Origin of the sequence: Nitrosomonas sp. Is35 (genome assembly GCF_033063295.1) — a bacterium.
GTDB lineage: Bacteria > Pseudomonadota > Gammaproteobacteria > Burkholderiales > Nitrosomonadaceae > Nitrosomonas.
The window spans coordinates 3,168,334-3,186,622 of the sequence record NZ_JAWJZH010000001.1; the positions used below are offsets into that span (position 1 = coordinate 3,168,334).

21 protein-coding genes are annotated in these 18,289 nt (G+C 52.2%); 13 read left to right on the forward strand and 8 right to left on the reverse strand.

Annotated elements, in window-relative coordinates:
- Positions 1 to 2: 2 nt before the first annotated feature.
- Genes murD through mraZ form a run of 8 tightly spaced genes read right to left on the reverse strand, consistent with a single transcriptional unit; the run spans position 3 to position 8,884 of the window.
- Positions 3 to 1,418, reverse strand: a complete 1,416-nt coding sequence (gene murD, locus R2083_RS14695) for a UDP-N-acetylmuramoyl-L-alanine--D-glutamate ligase (RefSeq protein ID WP_317539010.1) — start codon at positions 1,416 to 1,418, stop codon at positions 3 to 5.
- Complete coding sequence (gene mraY, locus R2083_RS14700) at positions 1,415 to 2,500, reverse strand: phospho-N-acetylmuramoyl-pentapeptide-transferase (RefSeq protein ID WP_317538901.1); 1,086 nt, start codon at positions 2,498 to 2,500, stop codon at positions 1,415 to 1,417. The genes murD and mraY overlap by 4 nt, the downstream gene beginning before the upstream one ends.
- Complete coding sequence (locus R2083_RS14705; RefSeq protein ID WP_317538902.1) at positions 2,491 to 3,894, reverse strand: UDP-N-acetylmuramoyl-tripeptide--D-alanyl-D-alanine ligase; 1,404 nt, start codon at positions 3,892 to 3,894, stop codon at positions 2,491 to 2,493. The genes mraY and R2083_RS14705 overlap by 10 nt, the downstream gene beginning before the upstream one ends.
- A complete protein-coding gene (locus tag R2083_RS14710) occupies positions 3,891 to 5,438 on the reverse strand; it encodes a UDP-N-acetylmuramoyl-L-alanyl-D-glutamate--2,6-diaminopimelate ligase (RefSeq protein WP_317538903.1) in 1,548 nt (515 codons plus the stop codon). Before R2083_RS14710 ends, R2083_RS14705 begins: the two co-directional genes overlap by 4 nt.
- Positions 5,439 to 5,443: 5 nt before the next feature.
- Entirely contained in the window at positions 5,444 to 7,168 is a 1,725-nt protein-coding gene (locus tag R2083_RS14715; protein WP_317531962.1) for a peptidoglycan D,D-transpeptidase FtsI family protein, read from the reverse strand.
- Complete coding sequence (gene ftsL, locus R2083_RS14720) at positions 7,165 to 7,467, reverse strand: cell division protein FtsL (protein WP_317531963.1); 303 nt, start codon at positions 7,465 to 7,467, stop codon at positions 7,165 to 7,167. The genes R2083_RS14715 and ftsL overlap by 4 nt, the downstream gene beginning before the upstream one ends.
- A gap of 4 nt (positions 7,468 to 7,471) precedes the next feature.
- On the reverse strand, positions 7,472 to 8,416 hold the full coding sequence (gene rsmH / locus R2083_RS14725) for a 16S rRNA (cytosine(1402)-N(4))-methyltransferase RsmH (protein ID WP_317538904.1): 945 nt from the start codon (positions 8,414 to 8,416) through the stop codon (positions 7,472 to 7,474).
- A 21-nt stretch (positions 8,417 to 8,437) separates the two neighbouring features.
- The gene (mraZ, locus tag R2083_RS14730) at positions 8,438 to 8,884 is read right to left on the reverse strand and encodes a division/cell wall cluster transcriptional repressor MraZ (RefSeq protein ID WP_317538905.1); all 447 of its coding nucleotides are present in this window, start codon (positions 8,882 to 8,884) and stop codon (positions 8,438 to 8,440) included.
- Positions 8,885 to 9,200: 316 nt separating this feature from the next.
- Here mraZ and R2083_RS14735 point away from each other — a divergent pair, with 316 nt between their 5' ends.
- The 13 genes from R2083_RS14735 to R2083_RS14795 all read left to right on the forward strand — a co-directional run bounded on the left by R2083_RS14735 (position 9,201) and on the right by R2083_RS14795 (position 18,257).
- Positions 9,201 to 9,818: a DNA-3-methyladenine glycosylase gene (locus R2083_RS14735; RefSeq protein ID WP_317538906.1), complete on the forward strand. Its 618-nt coding sequence runs from the start codon at positions 9,201 to 9,203 to the stop codon at positions 9,816 to 9,818.
- A 64-nt stretch (positions 9,819 to 9,882) separates the two neighbouring features.
- A complete protein-coding gene (locus R2083_RS14740; RefSeq protein ID WP_317538907.1) occupies positions 9,883 to 10,185 on the forward strand; it encodes a type II toxin-antitoxin system RelE/ParE family toxin in 303 nt (100 codons plus the stop codon).
- On the forward strand, positions 10,182 to 10,496 hold the full coding sequence (locus R2083_RS14745) for an addiction module antidote protein (protein WP_317538908.1): 315 nt from the start codon (positions 10,182 to 10,184) through the stop codon (positions 10,494 to 10,496). Before R2083_RS14740 ends, R2083_RS14745 begins: the two co-directional genes overlap by 4 nt.
- Before the next feature lie 170 nt (positions 10,497 to 10,666).
- Positions 10,667 to 11,098 carry a hypothetical protein gene (locus R2083_RS14750; protein WP_317538909.1) on the forward strand — a complete coding sequence of 144 codons (432 nt, stop codon included), beginning with the start codon at positions 10,667 to 10,669 and terminating at the stop codon, positions 11,096 to 11,098.
- 173 nt (positions 11,099 to 11,271) lie between these two features.
- Positions 11,272 to 11,688 carry a nucleotidyltransferase substrate binding protein gene (locus R2083_RS14755; protein ID WP_317531970.1) on the forward strand — a complete coding sequence of 139 codons (417 nt, stop codon included), beginning with the start codon at positions 11,272 to 11,274 and terminating at the stop codon, positions 11,686 to 11,688.
- Positions 11,688 to 11,999 carry a nucleotidyltransferase domain-containing protein gene (locus R2083_RS14760; RefSeq protein ID WP_317538910.1) on the forward strand — a complete coding sequence of 104 codons (312 nt, stop codon included), beginning with the start codon at positions 11,688 to 11,690 and terminating at the stop codon, positions 11,997 to 11,999. The genes R2083_RS14755 and R2083_RS14760 overlap by 1 nt, the downstream gene beginning before the upstream one ends.
- Positions 12,000 to 12,053: 54 nt before the next feature.
- The gene (locus R2083_RS14765) at positions 12,054 to 13,211 is read left to right on the forward strand and encodes a cysteine desulfurase family protein (protein WP_317538911.1); all 1,158 of its coding nucleotides are present in this window, start codon (positions 12,054 to 12,056) and stop codon (positions 13,209 to 13,211) included.
- A gap of 86 nt (positions 13,212 to 13,297) precedes the next feature.
- The gene (locus R2083_RS14770) at positions 13,298 to 14,047 is read left to right on the forward strand and encodes a phosphocholine cytidylyltransferase family protein (RefSeq protein ID WP_317538912.1); all 750 of its coding nucleotides are present in this window, start codon (positions 13,298 to 13,300) and stop codon (positions 14,045 to 14,047) included.
- Between the two features lie 9 nt (positions 14,048 to 14,056).
- Positions 14,057 to 14,509, forward strand: a complete 453-nt coding sequence (locus R2083_RS14775) for an HIT family protein (protein ID WP_317538913.1) — start codon at positions 14,057 to 14,059, stop codon at positions 14,507 to 14,509.
- A gap of 22 nt (positions 14,510 to 14,531) precedes the next feature.
- The gene (locus R2083_RS14780) at positions 14,532 to 15,602 is read left to right on the forward strand and encodes a fatty acid desaturase (RefSeq protein WP_317538914.1); all 1,071 of its coding nucleotides are present in this window, start codon (positions 14,532 to 14,534) and stop codon (positions 15,600 to 15,602) included.
- A complete protein-coding gene (locus R2083_RS14785; RefSeq protein ID WP_317538915.1) occupies positions 15,602 to 16,330 on the forward strand; it encodes a 2,3-bisphosphoglycerate-dependent phosphoglycerate mutase in 729 nt (242 codons plus the stop codon). The genes R2083_RS14780 and R2083_RS14785 overlap by 1 nt, the downstream gene beginning before the upstream one ends.
- A gap of 16 nt (positions 16,331 to 16,346) precedes the next feature.
- On the forward strand, positions 16,347 to 16,946 hold the full coding sequence (locus R2083_RS14790) for a DNA-deoxyinosine glycosylase (RefSeq protein WP_317538916.1): 600 nt from the start codon (positions 16,347 to 16,349) through the stop codon (positions 16,944 to 16,946).
- 279 nt (positions 16,947 to 17,225) lie between these two features.
- Positions 17,226 to 18,257 carry a VanZ family protein gene (locus R2083_RS14795; protein WP_317538917.1) on the forward strand — a complete coding sequence of 344 codons (1,032 nt, stop codon included), beginning with the start codon at positions 17,226 to 17,228 and terminating at the stop codon, positions 18,255 to 18,257.
- Positions 18,258 to 18,289: the final 32 nt, after the last annotated feature.

Below are 18,289 nucleotides of genomic sequence, written 5' to 3' on the forward strand. Positions count from 1 at the left end.
GGTTAATGTTTTTTCTGTCCGAAACTGAAAAATTTGTTTTCCATATCCTTGACCGCTGCAACGAACACTTCCGCGCGGTGGATATAATTTCTAAACATGTCAAAACTGGCACAGGCCGGCGAAAGCAACACCACATCACCGGATTGCGCCAACAAGAAACTCTTTTGCATGGCTTCTTCCATGGTCACGGCAAAATGCAATGGCACACCGCAGTCTTTCAATTCATTCGCAATCATGTTTGCATCCCGTCCAATCAGCACCACGGCACGGGCATTATTGGCAACCGCTTCCCTCAGATACGAGAAATCCTGTCCCTTGCCGTCGCCACCTGCGATTAATATGACGTTCTGCTTCATGCCGCTTAATGCAGCTACAGTGGCACCGACATTGGTGCTTTTGGAGTCATCAAAGAAAGTAACGCCGTTAAACGCAGCGACTTTTTCCATGCGATGCGGCAGGCCGCGAAATTCGCGCAACGCGGTCAACAGCGGATCGATGGCCACACCCAAGGCGCGGCACATGGCCAATGCCGCCAGCGCATTGACCGCGTTATGCAAGCCGTTGACAACCAGCTCGGAAGTTTTCATTAATTGCACATCGCCTTCCATCAGCCACAAATCGTCGCCGTCGTGCATGAGACCGAAATCGGTATGGCTGGGCGGTTCATCGACGCCAAAAGTAATTTGTTTTCTGTCCGGCAGTGCCATCGCGCAGACACCGGGATCGTTGCGATTTAACACCTGTATGCCTTTACCGGCCTTCTCATGCAGAAACACTCTGGCTTTGGCGGTTGCGTAATCGCGCATGCCGGTATAGCGATCCAAATGGTCTTCGCTCAAATTCAGCACAGTCGCTACATCCGCATTCAAATTGTGCGTCGTTTCCAATTGAAAGCTGGATGTTTCCAGCACCCAAGCCTGCGGCCAATCGCCCGCATCGATCCGCTGCATCAACGCATTCAGTACGGCGGGACCGATATTTCCCGCCACTTCCACATTCCAGCCGGATTTCTTCAACATTGCGCCGGTCATTGCCGTCACCGTGGTTTTTCCATTCGACCCGGTAATGGCGACAACTTTCGGTTTGGGCCGGTTGCTTTGCTCCAGCGCCCAGGAAAAAAGCACCATATCGCCAATGACCGGCACGCCGCGTTGCACCGCTTGCTGCACGCACGGATCGGCCATCGGAACACCGGGGCTGATGGCGATCATATCGATATCATTAAAAATGGATGTCGTGAATTTGCCTTTATGCAGCTGCACGGACGGAAATCCCGCGCTGATTTGCTGCCAATTGGGCGGCTCGGAACGGCTATCCGCAGCGCGCACCGCGGCACCCTGACGTAGCAACCATTTCACCATGGACAAGCCGGTTTCACCCATCCCCAGCACTAGAACTGTTTTATCTTGCACATTCATCGTAATTTTAATGTCGACAATCCAACCAATACTAAAATAAAGGTGATGATCCAAAACCGGACCACCACCTGATTTTCTTTCCAGCCTTTTAATTCAAAATGATGATGCAATGGCGCCATGCGGAATACCCGCTTGCCCAGCAGCTTAAACGAGGCCACCTGCAGCATCACAGACAGCGCTTCCACGACAAAAACGCCGCCCATAATCACCAGCACAATCTCTTGCCGCACGATGACGGTGACGATTCCCAATGCCGCACCCAGCGCCAAGGCGCCGACGTCACCCATGAAAACTTCGGCGGGATAAGCGTTAAACCACAAAAAGGCAAGTCCGGCACCAGCCATGGCGCCGCAGAATATAGCCAATTCCCCCGCATTGGGGATATAAGGAATGCCCAGATACTTGGCAAATACCACGTGCCCGGCGGCGTAAGCAAAAACCGCCAGCGCGCTGCTGATCATGACCGTCGGCATGATGGCCAGACCATCCAGGCCATCGGTGAGATTGACCGCATTGCTGGTGCCGACAATGACAAAATAAGTCAGTATGACAAAGCCGGTGACACCCAATGGAACCGCCACTTCCTTGAAGAAAGGCACAATCATATCGGTTTGCGCCGGAATTTCCGCGATCGACGCCAGATACAGCGCAACCGCCAGCGCGATCAGCGATTGCCAGAAAAATTTAGCGCGCGCAGACAATCCTTTCGGATTGCGGTAAACCACTTTGCGGTAATCATCGACCCAGCCGATCACACCGAATCCCAGCGTAGTAGCGAGCACTACCCAAACATAGCGATTGCTCAGGTCCGACCATAAGAGAGTCGTCAATACGATCGCCATGAGAATCAAAGCGCCGCCCATCGTGGGTGTGCCGACTTTGACCAGATGCGTTTGCGGGCCGTCGTCACGCACCGATTGTCCGATTTTGTAAGCCGTCAGTTTACGGATCATCATCGGGCCGATGATGAAGGAAATGACCAGGGCGGTCAGCGTAGCCATCACCGTGCGGAGCGTAATATAACTGAATACATTGAATGCACGAATGTCCTGCGCCAGCCATTGTGAAAGTGTCAGCAGCATGACGGCTCCCTCGGTTGCTCCAGTTGCCGCACCACCCGCTCCATGCGCATAAAGCGCGACCCTTTTACCAGCAAAGTCACATCATCCGCCAGCAAGCTTTCCGTCGCATGCAGCAATTCGTCGATATCATTGAAATGCCGCGCGCCCTTGCCGAATGCTTCGGTGGCATAAGCGCTCAGCTCGCCCAGCGTGAATAATTGATCTAATCCGGCATTGCGCGCATCGCGCCCGATCGTACGATGCAGATCGATGGCGGACTTACCCAATTCGCCCATATCGCCGAGCACCAGTATTTTTTTCCCCGTCGTGGCAGCCAGCACCGCAAGAGCGGCGCGCACGGATTCCGGATTGGCGTTGTAGGTATCATCAATCAGCAGCGCATGGTGCAAACCGGATTTTTTCTGCAACCGCCCCTTCACACCCTGAAACGATTCGAGTCCAGCGGCAATCGACGCTTTCCCGATACCCGCTGCGATAGCCGCTGCCGCCGCTGCCAATGCGTTATAGACGTTATGCACCCCGGGAGCCTGTAACTTCACTTCCACAATGCCATCCGGCAATTTCAGCTGAATCCTGTTGCTCAGCCGGTCTGCTTGATACTTGGCACTCACCAGCGCTTTCTCGCGCAAACCAAAATCGGCAATCTTGCGTGCACCGGCGCATTCCCGCCACAAAGCAGCAAAGCGATCATCCGCATTGATCACCGCCGTTCCCTGTTGATCCAATCCGGCAAATATCTCCGCCTTGGCGCGGGCAACCGTTTCAACGGAACCCAATCCTTCGATATGCGCAGCACCCGCATTGGTAATGACGGCAACACCCGGTTTTGCCAGCTGAGCCAGGTAACCGATCTCGCCCACATGATTCATGCCCATCTCGATTACCGCATAACGATGCTGTGGCCGTAAACGCAGCAACATCAGCGGCACGCCGATATCGTTATTCAGATTCCCTTCGGTGGCCAAAATTTGCTCCGCAGGCGCAGCCATGGTGACTTCATCGCCTGCGGTCGCTTGACGCAATATCGCAGCAATCATTTCCTTGACCGTGGTCTTGCCGTTGCTGCCGGTTACGGCGATGAGCGGCAGCGTAAAGCGGTTGCGCCAATACGCGGCCAATTGCCCCAGGCTTAAGCGCGTATCTTGCACGCGCAGCAATGGAACCCCGGCGGATAAAGCATTTTCACTAACCGATTGCGGAACCAGCGCAGCGGCGGCGCCTTTTTCCTTGGCGCTTGCGACAAATTCACTGCCATCGAATCTTTCGCCGGTTAACGCCACAAATAAATCGCCCGGCTTGAGCGTGCGGCTGTCCGTGCTCACTCCGGTAAATAGCCCGTCTTGCCCGTTCCATCCGGCCTGCAATACTTGCGCCGCTTCCCGGATCGTCATCATGATTGCACCCGCACTTTCCGGGCCAAATCTTTCAGCACCTGCTGCACAATGTCGGCATCACTGAAAGGAATTTTCCGTCCTTGTATTTCCTGATACTTTTCATGACCTTTGCCTGCGATCAACACGATGTCGTTGTGCTGCGCATTGGCGATGGCCTGATAAATGGCCAGCGCCCGGTCGCTCTCAATCTGGTAATTGTCCGCGCCTGCTCCTGCTGTGATGTCTTTAATAATGCTCAAGGGATCTTCCGTACGCGGATTATCGCTGGTAAAAATGACTTCATCCGCCAAGCGCGTGGCAACCTCGCCCACCATCGCACGTTTGCCTTTATCCCGGTCACCGCCGCAACCGATCACGCAAAACAGCCGCGCATTCCGTCCGGATGTCCGCTTTTTCGATTGTGCGCTGCGCAAAAGCTCGCGTGACGTGCACAGCACTTTTTCCAGGGCATCGGGAGTATGGGCGTAATCGACGATAACAATCGGCTGGTCAATCCCTTCGTATTTTTCCATCCGGCCCGGAATGGATTGCACACTGTGCAGCGCCCGGACTGCGTCCGGCAATCGGATTCCGCTTGCCAGCATTGCCGCCACGACAGCCAGCAAGTTCGATGCGTTAAATTTACCCAGCAAACCGATTCTCAAATGTTCGCGATTATCCTCAAATTCAACATCAAACTCCAGACCTTGAAGATCAACTTTCAAATTGGATCCATATACCATTCTCAACTGGCTTGCATGCAACTCTTCCGGACAATGAAATCCATAACCAATTAATTTCGTGCGTTTATTGGTAAATTGCCGCGATAACTCCACACCCAGCACGTCGTCCATATTGACAACCGCGTACTGTAATCCGGGCCAGAAAAACAAACGCGCCTTGGCTGCGGCATAAGCATCCATATCCGGGTGATAATCCAGATGATCGCGCGACACATTGGTCAGCACGGCAATCGCGAATGTGGTGCCGTTAACCCGCCCCTGCACCAGGCCGTGCGAAGATACTTCCATCGCCACGCCATGCGCGCCCTGTTCAACAAATCGCGCCAGCGAACGTTGCAGCACCGCGGCATCGGGCGTTGTATTTTCCGCCGCTTCCAATGCACCGCAAAAACCATTTCCCAGTGTTCCCAGCACCGCTGTTTTTTTACCCAGGCTGGTCATAGCTTGCGCATACCAGTGGCTGCACGATGTCTTGCCGTTGGTACCGGTAATCCCGATCATCCATAATTTCTCCGATGGCTGATCATAAACATGGCTGGCAATCAATCCCGCTTTAGCCTTCAACTCATCGATTGCCAACGCCGGAATCCGCCATTCGGGGTTCCACTTGAAATTCTGCGGATCCCACAAAACCGCATTGGCACCCGCAGCAATGGCTTGCGGAATAAATTTGCGCCCATCGGTGATATCACCGGCATAGGCCAGGAATGTATCGCCGGGCTGTATCTGGCGGCTATCCGTAACCAGATTTATAACCGGGACACCCAGCTCATCCAACCGATGATAATCAAACAACCGGAATGTTTTTTTCTTGATCGTCATCGCAGTCATCCTTCATCACCCATTTCAGGGGTTGCGGTAAAGGTAACGACATTATTAGCCGGTGCATCCGGCGGAATATTCAAGATGCGCAAAGCACCGGACATGACATTACTGAACACCGGCGCTGCTACGGCACCGCCGAAATATTTTCCGGCGGAAGGCTCATCGATCATCACGGCGATGATCAGGCGCGGATTCGATGCCGGTGCATAGCCGACAAACGTTGAAATATAACGCTTATTGGCGTATTGACCATCGATCAATTTATGCGCTGTTCCCGTTTTGCCAGCCACGCGGTAACCGCTGATCTGCGCCAGCGGCGCCGTGCCGCCGGGTTTGGTCGCCATCTCCAGCATACGGTTCATCGCTTGTGCGGTATCGCGCGAGATGACGCGTTGCCCCATCACCGGCATGTTTTGTTTCAAGAGCGAGATCGGTTTCAATTCACCGCCGCTGGCAAAAATCGTGTAAGCGCGCGCCAATTGCATCAGGCTGGTAGATATGCCGTGACCGTACGACATCGTAGCTTGCTCAATCGGACGCCATTTATTGTACGGGCGCAAAATTCCGCTGGCTTCTCCGGGAAAACCCGAATTCGTCAACGTGCCAAACCCGGAGCGGTTAAACATCTCCCACATCGTTTGCGATTCGAGCGATAACGCGATTTTTGCCGTACCGACGTTGCTCGACTGCTGAATGATTTGCGCGACGGTCAGTTCGCCTTTGTTGCTGACATCGCGGATGGTTTTTCTGCCCACCTGCCACATTCCAGGCGCGGTTTGCAGCACCGTATTGGCATTAACTTTGCCGATTTCCATCGCAATCGCCACGGTGAAAGGCTTTAGTGTCGAGCCCGGCTCGAATGTATCGATCAGCGCCCGGTTACGCAGCCGCTCATTGGTAATCGATGATCGCCGGTTCGGGTTGTACGCCGGTAAATTGGTCAGAGCCAAGATCTCACCGGTTTGCGCATCCAGCACAACGATGCTGCCCGCCTTGGCGTTATTGGCGAGCACCGCTTCTTTTAATTCCGCATGGGCGCGATACTGAATTCTTCTATCGATGGACAACACCAAATCCTCGCCAGGCTTGGGCGGACGGATGTTTTCCACATCCTCGATGATCTGTCCTTTATTATCCTTAAGCACACGGCGGCGCCCCAGCTCGCCCGCGAGTTTATCCTGCCAGCCGCGCTCTACGCCTTCCTGGCCTTCGTCGTTGATATCGGTAAAACCGAGTACATGCGCGGCAAATTCGCTTTCCGGATAGTAGCGTTTGGATTCGCTGGCAAAATAGATGCCTTTGATCTTCAACTTCATGATCTTATCGGCGATATCCGGCACCACTTGGCGCTTCAAGTATACAAACCGGCTATTTTCCCGGTGGATGCGGGCATCGATCTCGGCGCTATCCATCTCGAGCAAACCGGCTAATTGCTTCAATTGCTCCGGCTTGATATCGATCATTTTCGGATCAACGTAAACGGAGGCGACCGGTGAACTGATTGCCAGAATATGGCCATTGCGGTCGGTAATCATGCCGCGATCGGCGTTCATTTCCACAACACGGCTATAGCGCGATTCTCCTTTTTCTTGGAGAAAATCATGGTGCATTCCCTGCAAATAGGCCGCACGTCCCGCCAAGCTGATCAAACCGAGCACCAGCAAACCGAACAGCAGCAAGGAGCGCCACCCCGATAATTTGATTTGCCGTACTTCGGGTTTAATCATGGTTTTAACCCTTCCGTGTTCAAGCGGTTTTCTGCATCGTTAATGGATATGATTTGTATGCTGGAAGCGGCGGGTACGGTCATACTCAACCGCTCTTTCGCAATCTGCTCAATCCGCCCGTGCATGATTAATGTGCTTTGTTCCAGTTGCAATCTTCCCCATTCCACATCCAGCTTGCGCTCGATTCCTTTTTCATTTTCTAGCGCCATAAACAGTTTGCGCACCATGTGCTGCGAGGTCACCACGCCCAGCGCACTCGCGATCAATATAAAAACCAGAAAAATGTTCAGTTTGAACATTCTGTTACCCGTTTATGGTTACTCTTTCAGCCACACGCATCACCGCACTTCTGGCGCGCGCATTTTCCGCCACTTCCTGCTCCCCCGGACGCACCGCCCGGCCGATCACGCGTAACGTTTGATTGCTGAAACGCAGCAGATCCTTTTCTTGCAGCGGGACGCCGCGAGGCAGTTCGTCCATGCTGGCAGCTTTGCGCATAAATAGTTTGACCATGCGATCCTCCAAAGAGTGAAAACTGATCACCACCAACCGTCCGCCCGGATTCAACAACTCCACACACTGCGGCAAAACGAGCGACAATTCCTCAAGCTCCTGGTTGAGATAGATCCGTATCGCCTGAAAAGTGCGCGTCGCCGGATGCCGCACAATTTCCCGCTGGCGTTGCCGCGAACGCAAAACCGTTGCGACAATCTCGGCAAGTTGTGATGTGGTAACAATAGGCTGCCGCGCTCTTGCCACAATAACCGCTCTTGCAACCTGCCGAGCAAACCGTTCTTCGCCATATTCCTTGATCACCCATCCCAGTTGATCTTCTGCGACTGTCGCCAGCCACTCCGCCGCCGTTTGACCCTTCGTTGTATCCATGCGCATGTCGAGCGGACCATCGGCACGGAAGCTGAAACCGCGCGAAATTTCCTCCAGCTGCGGCGACGACACGCCCAAATCGAGCAAAACACCGTTTATTCTGGTGATTCCCAACTCTTGCATGATCTGCCGCAATTGCGAGAAACTGCCGTGCCGGATACAAAACCGTTTGTCCTCAATGGCCTCGCCCGACATCACCGCAACCGGATCTCTATCCAAGGCGATTAACCGGCCATGCTCCCCCAGTCGAGACAAAATCAAGCGGCTATGCCCGCCGCGCCCGAACGTCGCATCTACATACACACCATCCGGTTTGATGGCCAATGCATCGACCGCCTCGTGCAACAACACCGAAATGTGCATGAATCGCTGCTACCGCTTCAATTACAGCGAGAAGCCTTCCAGCTCAGGCGGCATATCGCCATCTTTAAAAGCCAGCGCTTCTTCAATTTGTACATTCCATTGCACTTCATCCCACAATTCAAACTTAGCCCCCTGGCCAACCAAAACCACATCCTTGGATAAACCGGCAAAAAGGCGCAGCGGCGGCGGCAGCAAAATGCGGCCAGCAGCATCCATTTCGACATCGCTGGCATTACCTACCAGCAGCCGCTGCAAATTGCGGGTCTTCGAATCAAAACTAGAAAGATTATTGAGTTTTTGCTCTATCGGTTCCCAGGCTGGCTGAGGATAAATCAATAAACATTTTGAAGGATCGACAGTGACGATCAAATGCCCTGAGCAGGTAGACATCAGCTCGCCACGGTATCTTGCGGGTATCGCAAGCCTACCTTTTGCATCAAGACTAAGTTGCGTGACGCCACGAAACATGCTGTCTCCTCAAATTAAGGAAAAATTCATCAAGGCTCACCAAATTTTCCCACATTTCCCCACCACTTCCCACTTTAATCAAAAAATCCCTGTTAGTCAAGCAAGTAATTGGGTTTTTATAGTTATACGACAAAGACTTAAACGTGGTGCGGATTGCCATCAAATGGGCAGTAAAATGTTCAAATAAATAAGATAGATAGAAGAAAAATGAAATGTGAACTGTCAATTTTGCTGAAGAAATGAATTCAGGCAGGCTTGTTTACACCGGCAAAAAACTGCACACTGCACGGCTTTAATTTCCCACTTTGACATTGCAATGACACCCCAATACTGGACACAAGCCACACAAGAATTGGCGACATGCGATCCCGTCATGCAACAATTGATCGAGCAGTTTCCCGATGCCACATTAATCTCACGCGGCTGCGCGTTCACAACACTCGCACGTTCCATCGTCGGTCAGCAAATTTCCGTCAAAGCCGCCGAAAGCGTCTGGCAAAAAGTGATCGGTGCGATCCCGGACATCACGCCGCACACCATCGCCGCAGCCGAGCAGGAATTACTCAGATCGTGCGGATTGTCCGCAAGAAAGGTCATCTACCTGCACGATTTATCGCGGCACTTCCGCGAAGGGGATTTGAATGAAACGGCGTGGGAAGATTTGGACGATGAAAGCATCATCAAACAACTGATTCAGGTCAAAGGGATTGGACGCTGGACCGCGGAAATGTTCCTGATCTTCCATCTGCATCGCCCGGATGTGCTGCCGCTCGACGACATCGGCCTGCAACGCGCAATAAGCCTGCACTACCTTGATAAACAACCGGTCGACAAAAAAACCATGCTCGAACTCGCCAAGCCCTGGGAGCCGTGGCGCTCGGTCGCCACGTGGTATTTATGGCGCAGTTTGGATCCGCTGCCGGTGGCGTATTGATACCTTGATATTTTGAGTTTTTTATTGTGTTGACGGACTGTAGCCAGATAGCTACACTTGACCGATGCTGGAAATAAGAAAAACCAAGGTATTTGTTGATTGGCTGAACGGCTTGCACGATATTCGCGCCAGATCGCGTATCTTGGTTCGGATTGAACGTCTGGCAATGGGCAATCCCGGCGATGTAAAACCGGTTGGCGAAGGCGTTTCCGAAATGCGAATTGACTATGGCCCAGGCTACCGGGTGTATTTCAAGTCTTTTGGAAATAAATTGATTATTTTACTGGCGGGCGGCGATAAACGCAGCCAATCGGACGACATCAAAACCGCTCTGCGCTTGATACATGACTTACAGGAAAACAAATGACCGATAGCAAACTACATACGACACCATTCGATGTTGCCGAACATCTGAGAACCCCTGAGGAAATGGCCGCTTATCTCGAAGCATGCTTTGAAGAGGCCGGTGACGACGCCGCCTTCATCGCCCGGGCACTGGGTAACATCGCGCGCGCCCAAGGCATGTCGCAAATAGCGCGCGATTCCGGTCTGTCGCGCGAAAGTCTGTATAAAGCGCTTTCAGGCGATCGCAACCCGAGTTTTGATACGATTTTGAAGGTTATCCATGCGCTGGGCATCAAACTTCACGCAACGGCAGCATCGGCATCGGATCAATAGATCGCTTCTGAGGTCAGTAGATGATCTTGATTCGATTTCTCTACCGATGATGTGCTGAAGGGGTTCGGTTAAAAAGTTGTCTATTACATATGAGTATCTTTGTTAACGAATTGATACAGATATTCTTAGCTATTTAGCTGATTCTATCTATTTAGTTAGGCGCTCCATTTATGACTCAATTTATCACCGCCACATGCCTCCTGTTGGTTGATCACTTCTTGAACATCAAATCCAATCCAACTGGATACGGTTTCCATTCAAGAGTGTTCTCGCATGTATTACACCCTGAAGAGAAATTTATTCTTGAAGGCTGCTCAGCAGGGACAATTGCAGACGAGCCATCGCGGCTGGAGCATTTGGTTCCATGCATAGTTCTCTACAATGAAACACAGCGTCTTCTCGCAAATGGGAAACTGTCTAAGGCTGAAATAGCTCTCTTACTGCAGAAGCACTGGCGCGTGGCACGTATAACCCAAGAGGAACAAAAACGACTTGACTCTGAGTACAAACAAACTATGCCAAAAAAGTGGGTATATGAAACCGGTGATACTCTAGCTAAACTCAAAGCTGTAGGGATAGAGCTACAACCACCACCACTTTAATCTTGAACTTATTAACTCAATTGTAGTATGTAGAAGAGCAAGCATTTTGTAATGATAGATGTTCCTGTTGTTGGCTTTCCTCTTGTTTTATTGAATCCACTCCTTTACCGCCATCATCTTCTTTCCTCGGGGTATTCGTTTATAATCCCCAAATCCCGTCTGGCTTGTAACCCATGATCGACTACCAATACTTTCAGAAATCACTCAATCACTTGCAAGCGCAATTTCTGAATTACCAATCGCTGGATCCTGCATTACCTAAGTTGATGCAGGAGGCGGTCGCGGAGTCGGTGATTCAGCGTTTTGAGGTATGTTATGACTGCCTGTGGAAAGTACTGAAACGCTACCTGGTTGAAGTATTGGGTATTCCGGAAGTGCCGAACAGTCCGAAGCCGATTTTCCGGTTGGCTGCAGAAAACAATTTGCTGCCTTCCGCTGTTGAACGATGGCTGGATTACGCCGAAGCGCGTACCCACACCACACACGATTACAGCGGCGAAAAAGCCAAAGCGTGTTTGTCGCTGATGGGCGATTTTATTCGCGATGCTACTGCGCTCTACCAATTACTCAGCAAGCAAACAGGGCAGTAATGCAGGATATCGATATTACGCCGGATCAGCGCAAAATCCTGATCGATCTGCTGAATGACTATCTGCCGGACGTGAAGGTCTGGGTTTACGGTTCACGCATCAAAGGAACGGCGCGTCCGCAATCCGATTTGGATTTGGCGGTTTTTACATCCGTGGAGCAGAAGCGGGCAGTCGCCGCGTTGAAAGAAGCGTTGGAAGAAAGTCAGCTGCCGTTCCGGGTCGATTTATTCGTCTGGGATGAAATCCCGGAACAGTTTCGCGACAATATTCAGCAAGCGCATGTGATTTTGGTCAACGCACATTCGTCGTAACACTCCTTTAAGGTTTATCATTCGGTTTTTACCAATTAACCGTCCGCGAAATTCATGGAACCAACCTACTTCGACCACAACGCCACCACCCGCCTTGATGACGCGGTTTTAGAAGCCATGCTGCCATATTTCCAGCAGGAATTCGGTAATGCGTCGAGCCGTCACAGTTATGGGATCAATGCCCGGCGGGCGATCGATAAGGCGCGCAAGCAGGTGGCGGAGGCGGTTGGGGTGCAGCCGGTGCAGGTGGTTTTCACCAGCGGCGGTTCGGAAGCGAACAATTTGTTTGTGCGCGGCGCGGTGGATAGTTTAAAACCGGGGAATCTGTTCATCAGCGCGATCGAGCATCCATGTGTGCTGAAACCGGCGCAGGCGATTGCGCGGCGTGGTTGCGATCCTTGGCCGTTGCAGCAATTGGCGGTCAATGCGGACGGGCAAGCCGATGTCGCTGCCGCCACTGCGGCGATGCAGGCGAATAAACCGGGACTGGTGTCGGTCATGCTGGCGAATAACGAAACCGGCGTGATCCAGGATGTCGCTGCGATTGCCGAATTGGCGCGCTCGCATGGCGCTTACGTTCACACCGATGCGATTCAGGGATTGGGCAAAATTCCGGTGGATTTTGCCGCGCTGAAAGTGCATGCGATGACGTTGTCGGCGCACAAGGTTTATGGCCCGAAAGGCGCGGCGGCGTTGATCGTCGATAAGCGCTTGCTGTTGAAACCATTGATTTACGGGGGTGGCCATGAAAATGGCTTGCGTTCCGGCACCGAGAATGTGCCTGCAATTGTGGGATTTGGTGTGGCGTGCGAATTGGCCGTCGCGCGCTTGGCGGAAACCGCGCAGCACGTTGCTAAGTTGCGTGATCGGCTGGAAACCGGGTTGACCGGCATGGGCGCGGCGATTTTCGGCGGACAGGCGGCGCGCATTCCGAATACCTGTTATTTCGCGCTGCCGGATATCGAGGGCGATACGCTAGTGGTTAAATTGGACAAAGCCGGTTTTGCCGTTGCCGCCGGGGCAGCGTGCTCCAGTGTGAATCCGGGGCAAAGCCATGTGCTGGCGGCGATGCAAGTCGATCCGATGCTCGCGCGCTGCGCGGTGCGTGTCAGTCTAGGCCGTGACAACACACTTCAACAAGTGGACGATTTTTTGCGCGCCACGCAACGCATTGTTGCAGAATTGCGCCAGATCAACAGTCTCTCGTTCTAAAAATACCGCGCTAAATCCAAACTTGGTTACAATGCAGCGTCGCTATTATTGCTTTGTATACAAAGCTGCCTAAAATCCATTCATTTATGACGAATCAAACCACACAGCCGGTCAAAGCCATCATCCTGAGCGCAGGGCAGGGGCGGCGCTTACTGCCACTGACCGAGAACACCCCGAAATGCCTGTTGCCGGTTGCCGGTAAACCCGTGCTGGCTTGGCAAATCGACGCCTTGCTCGCGGCCGGTGTCGAAGAGGTCACCATTATCACGGGTTTCCAGGTGGCGCAAATTGAGGAATTGCTGCAACAACGGTACGCCCATCATCCCAAGATTAGAATCCTATTCAATCCTTTTTACGAGGTGGCGGATAATCTGGCGAGCTGCTGGATTGCGCGTACCGAAATGGATAGCGATTTTTTGATACTAAATGGCGATACCGTGATCGAAACCGCGCTGTTGGACAAAGTCTTGAATTCAGAATCCGCGCCCATTACACTGAGTGTGGATTTTAAGGATAGCTACGACGCCGACGATATGAAAGTGCAATTGAACGCCGATGGCTGGGTGCAACAAGTGAGTAAAATCGTGCCGCCGCATCAAGTCAACGCGGAATCCATCGGGCTGATCTATTTTCGCGGCAACGGTGTGCAAACATTCCGGCAAGCCGTGGAAGAAGCGTTGCGTCATCCGGCGGAGCTGAAATCGTGGTATTTGTCGATTATCGACCGGCTGGCTAAGCAGCATCTGGTCAATTCCTGCTCGATCAACGGATTGCGCTGGTGTGAAATCGATTTTATCGAGGATCTATCCCGCGCAGGCATCATTTTCAGTCAATAAATTCGCATAATGCAATATTCGATTCCATCCGATTTCAATGCCACCATGCGCAAGTTTGGCGCGCCGCAAACGATTATCCGGTCGTTTCAATACTGGTCGGTCATGCTACGCCCAGCCCAGGCGACACTGGGTGCGCTGGTTCTGGCCGCACATGAACCGGCACAGGCATTTTCGCAACTGAGCCCGGCCAGTTTCGCGGAACTACACACCGTCACCGGACAAATTGAATCGGCACTGGCAAAAGCCTTCCACTATGACAAAATCAATTATTTGATGCTGATGATGGTCGATCCCGATGTGCATTTTCATGTGATTCCACGTTATGCACAGCCCAAGCCGTTTGCCGGGATGGAATTTATCGACGCGGGCTGGCCCGCCATGCCGAGCTTGGGGCAAGTCAATACCACCGATGCGGCGATCAATCAGCACATTATGAATCACCTTCAATCCTGCTGGTCTTAAGCAAAACAAGGCGAGACGACACGTGACCGAAGAAAAAGCCCCTTACGTCAAAGAATTTCCGCTACGCGAAGCACATCATCTGGTACGTGACCTGATGACGCCGAATCCGTGGATTTACTGGACGGATTTTCTGTTTCACATCACGCTGGGCTGGGCGGCGTTTCTCACCGCGTTGTTATCACCCGCATTTTCGTTGTGGCAATTGGGCGGATTTGTAGTTGCCGTGCTGGCGTTGTATCGTTCGGCGATTTTCGTGCACGAACTGGCGCATTTAAAAAAAGGCACATTCAAGAATTTCCGCCTAGTGTGGAACATCATTTGCGGCATCCCGTTCATGATCCCGTCTTTCACTTACGATGGCGTGCATAACGACCATCACAAACCGGATGTGTACGGCACCAGCGCGGATGGCGAGTACCTGCCGTTTGCCACACGCAAACCGGCGGAAATGATAGTTTATGTGTTGCTATCGTTTTTGATTCCAATTGCACTGGCCGCGCGGTTTGTGCTGCTGACGCCGGTTTCCTATTTGATTCCACCGTTGCGGAGAATTGTGTGGGAACGCGCATCGTCGTTGACGATTGACCCCGCCTACCGGCGCGCGCCGGATGCGATCCGCAACGATCTCAATTGGCGCCAGCAGGAGCTGGGCGCTTTCCTATTCGGCGCGAGCGTCATTGCACTGGTTGCGTTGGGTGTGCTGCCTTATTCGGTGCTGGTGTTATGGTACCTCACCGCAGTAGCTGTGTTCATTCTCAATTCGCTGCGCACATTGGCGGCGCATGCCTACCGCAATCCTGGCGACCGCAAAATGACATTAGCCGAACAATACCTGGATTCGGTCAATATTCCCGGTAATGTTCTGATCACGCCGCTATGGGCGCCAGTCGGCTTGCGTTTTCACGCCACGCACCACTTGTTCATGAGCATGCCGTATCACAACCTCGGTAAAGCCCAGCGCCGCCTGGTCAATAACTTGACCGATAATTCGCAATACATCAAAACCATCCGCAGCGGTTTATGGCCCGCGCTCAAACAAATCTGGCACGAATCCTCCGAAGCCGCCAAAACATCACCGCAACAAAACGGCTAATGCTCAAAGCCATTCCAACGGTAGAAAACTCGCAGCAGCACATCACCCAGCTTGTCTTGCTGCGGCACGGCCAGAGCATCTGGAATCGCGACAAGAAATTCACCGGCTGGAGCGATATTCCCTTGAGCGCCAAGGGCGAGCAGGAAGCAAAACAAGCCGCTTATTTGCTAAAGCAGGCCGGTCTAACCTTCGATCTATGTTTTACCTCTTCCTTGCAGCGCGCCAAAACCACCGCGCGCATCGTGCTCTCCGCCATGCAACTGGATATACCGGTGCATGAAAGCTGGCGCTTGAACGAGCGCCATTACGGCGCGCTGGAAGGCATGGAACGCTGGCCAGCCATCAAGAAGTTCGGTATCTGGCCCATTCTGGGCTGCCAGATCAAATTTGATGCAACACCGCCGTATCTGGATGCGCACGATCCCCGCTTTCCCGGCAATCTCCCCGGTTACGCCGGTATCGATAAAAATGAGCTGCCGCTGGGAGAAAGCATGCAAAACACCCTGGCACGGGTAAAACCCTATTGGGAAGAAACCATCCGGCCGGAAATTCAGCACGGAAAACGTGTCCTGATAGTTTCCCATCGCAATACCTTGCGCGTAGTCACGATGCTGTTGGATCAGCTCACCTCCGCACAAGTCATGAAAACACGATTGGCTACCGGCCGGCCGCTGGTTTACGAACTGGATCAGCATGGTCACGCCGTGCGGCATTATTACGTCGACTAATCTACCGCAACAGGGTATGCCGACTGTTTATAGTTTTCCTCCCATCGCCGGCAGCCAGGCGAAAATTCTGATCCTCGGCAGCATGCCGGGTGAAGCGTCATTAGCCGCCAAACAATATTACGCCCACCGCCGCAATGCCTTCTGGCCGATCATGGCGCAATTGCTGCACATCGATTCGGAAGCTTCGTATCAGGAAAAAATTGCCGCGCTGCGATCATCGCCGATCGCGCTGTGGGATGTGCTCAAATCGTGCAAGCGCAGCGGTAGCCTGGATTCGATGATTGAAACCGGCACGCAGATCAGCAATGACTTCCAGTCTTTTTTTTCCCGGCACCGCGCCATCGCGCAGGTATTTTTTAACGGCGGAACAGCGGAAGCTTGTTTTAAACGGTATGTAATGCCTGCACAAAATGTGGGTTTGCTCAAACTCTCACGGCTGCCTTCCACCAGCCCCGCCAATGCCCGTTTATCATTCGAGGATAAATGCGGAATCTGGCACGAAACGATTGGCTCAGCATTGCGTTCCTGCCATCCCACGCCAAAAATAAAGCAGACGCTTGACGGCGAAGCCCGGGATGCGTTTTACTTATGCACTGGTAGCACGGAACAAAAATGATTAATCACTATTCGACTGAAAGGAATTAACGCGATGAAAAAACTCATTGTCATTGTCCTCGTTATTTTTGCCGCTGGATACGTTAGCTTGATGGTTCAGTATTTTTAGAATCCATAGCGATTGATGGCGAAAACCGCCTGATCTTAAGGCATGCGATGCGAAACAAAGCCCGCGCAGAATGATCCGTCGATACGGCGAAGGAACAAGTGTTTGATCTCTTTTCCTGAATACGGAAGCGGACTGGATCTTTCTATCCGGCTGCGCACAGCGGGCTGACGTATGCCTTTGTTCAAAACAAATTGCTTTTTATTCATACTGCTGGCGATTGCCACCCTGATATCGCACGCCAGATTTGAACAGTATGTGCAAATTGGTCCGGAGCTTCAGACCGCCGATTGGCAGTTCCGGACCACGGAAAGCAGCCGGGTCGAGGTCACGGAAAATGGCTTGAGCCTTTTTTCCAGCGATGCCAAAACCGGCGCCAGCGCGCTCCGTCATCTTCCAATGGTAAAACCCGGCACTGTCTTATTAGTATCCGCTGATATGCGGTGCGCGAATGTGATCGCGGGCATAAAACCCTGGAACTCCGCCCGGCTTCTATTAGCGCAAAATGATGGCAAGAAAGACCGCTGGGATCTGCCCCACGCGGCGGTTGCCCTGACAGGAACCCATGACTGGAAAAATTACCGCAAGGCTTTCACGATTGCACCCGGAATCCAGAACATCCAGCTGATCGTACAATTGAGCCAATCCACCGGGTCGTTGCAGATTAAAAATATGCGGGTTTATCCGGTTTACGAAAATCCGGATTATAAGTCGGTTCGCGACATCATTCTGTTGGCTTGGAGCGCATATTTCCTGCTGTTTACCGGTTCATTCCTGTTCATGGACAAGAAAAACATCGTCGTCCGCTTCCTGCTGGTTTCCGCCTTTATCGCCATCATTGCCGGGACAACCCTGCCAGGTGACATGAAAAACCAGGTCTCCAGCGAAGTCAAAGTTCAAATCGATGCCGACAGCGAATCTTTTAAAACGATCATTCCTTGGGATTTATCCAAAGTTTGGCATCTCGGCTTCTTTTTCTTGCTTGGCCTAATCCTCAGCGTCATGATGAAAAGAGAATCGATCCTGCAAACGGTCACGATTATTCTTCTGCTGGCTGGCGGCACAGAAATCGTACAGTTATATATTGAAGGGCGAACTGCGCTTTTGAACGATTTCTTTATTGATGCGGCCGGAGGAGTGGCCGGTATGATTTTGATCAGGGCTTTTATTTCAAATCAACATGAAAACACAGCCGCTGCCAAATGATTTTTGAACGCTGAAGAATTTTTAGCCATTAA

Excerpts from the sequence above, each read along its gene's own strand:
- murD (WP_317539010.1), bottom strand. The coding sequence starts at position 1,418 with ATGAATGTGCAAGATAAAACAGTTCTAGTGCTGGGGATGGGTGAAACC.
- mraY (WP_317538901.1), bottom strand. The coding sequence starts at position 2,500 with ATGCTGCTGACACTTTCACAATGGCTGGCGCAGGACATTCGTGCATTC.
- R2083_RS14705 (WP_317538902.1), bottom strand. The coding sequence starts at position 3,894 with ATGATGACGATCCGGGAAGCGGCGCAAGTATTGCAGGCCGGATGGAAC.
- R2083_RS14710 (WP_317538903.1), bottom strand. The coding sequence starts at position 5,438 with ATGACGATCAAGAAAAAAACATTCCGGTTGTTTGATTATCATCGGTTG.
- R2083_RS14715 (WP_317531962.1), bottom strand. The coding sequence starts at position 7,168 with ATGATTAAACCCGAAGTACGGCAAATCAAATTATCGGGGTGGCGCTCC.
- ftsL (WP_317531963.1), bottom strand. The coding sequence starts at position 7,467 with ATGTTCAAACTGAACATTTTTCTGGTTTTTATATTGATCGCGAGTGCG.
- rsmH (WP_317538904.1), bottom strand. The coding sequence starts at position 8,416 with ATGCACATTTCGGTGTTGTTGCACGAGGCGGTCGATGCATTGGCCATC.
- mraZ (WP_317538905.1), bottom strand. The coding sequence starts at position 8,884 with ATGTTTCGTGGCGTCACGCAACTTAGTCTTGATGCAAAAGGTAGGCTT.
- R2083_RS14735 (WP_317538906.1), top strand. The coding sequence starts at position 9,201 with ATGACACCCCAATACTGGACACAAGCCACACAAGAATTGGCGACATGC.
- R2083_RS14740 (WP_317538907.1), top strand. The coding sequence starts at position 9,883 with ATGCTGGAAATAAGAAAAACCAAGGTATTTGTTGATTGGCTGAACGGC.
- R2083_RS14745 (WP_317538908.1), top strand. The coding sequence starts at position 10,182 with ATGACCGATAGCAAACTACATACGACACCATTCGATGTTGCCGAACAT.
- R2083_RS14750 (WP_317538909.1), top strand. The coding sequence starts at position 10,667 with ATGACTCAATTTATCACCGCCACATGCCTCCTGTTGGTTGATCACTTC.
- R2083_RS14755 (WP_317531970.1), top strand. The coding sequence starts at position 11,272 with ATGATCGACTACCAATACTTTCAGAAATCACTCAATCACTTGCAAGCG.
- R2083_RS14760 (WP_317538910.1), top strand. The coding sequence starts at position 11,688 with ATGCAGGATATCGATATTACGCCGGATCAGCGCAAAATCCTGATCGAT.
- R2083_RS14765 (WP_317538911.1), top strand. The coding sequence starts at position 12,054 with ATGGAACCAACCTACTTCGACCACAACGCCACCACCCGCCTTGATGAC.
- R2083_RS14770 (WP_317538912.1), top strand. The coding sequence starts at position 13,298 with ATGACGAATCAAACCACACAGCCGGTCAAAGCCATCATCCTGAGCGCA.
- R2083_RS14775 (WP_317538913.1), top strand. The coding sequence starts at position 14,057 with ATGCAATATTCGATTCCATCCGATTTCAATGCCACCATGCGCAAGTTT.
- R2083_RS14785 (WP_317538915.1), top strand. The coding sequence starts at position 15,602 with ATGCTCAAAGCCATTCCAACGGTAGAAAACTCGCAGCAGCACATCACC.
- R2083_RS14790 (WP_317538916.1), top strand. The coding sequence starts at position 16,347 with ATGCCGACTGTTTATAGTTTTCCTCCCATCGCCGGCAGCCAGGCGAAA.
- R2083_RS14795 (WP_317538917.1), top strand. The coding sequence starts at position 17,226 with ATGCCTTTGTTCAAAACAAATTGCTTTTTATTCATACTGCTGGCGATT.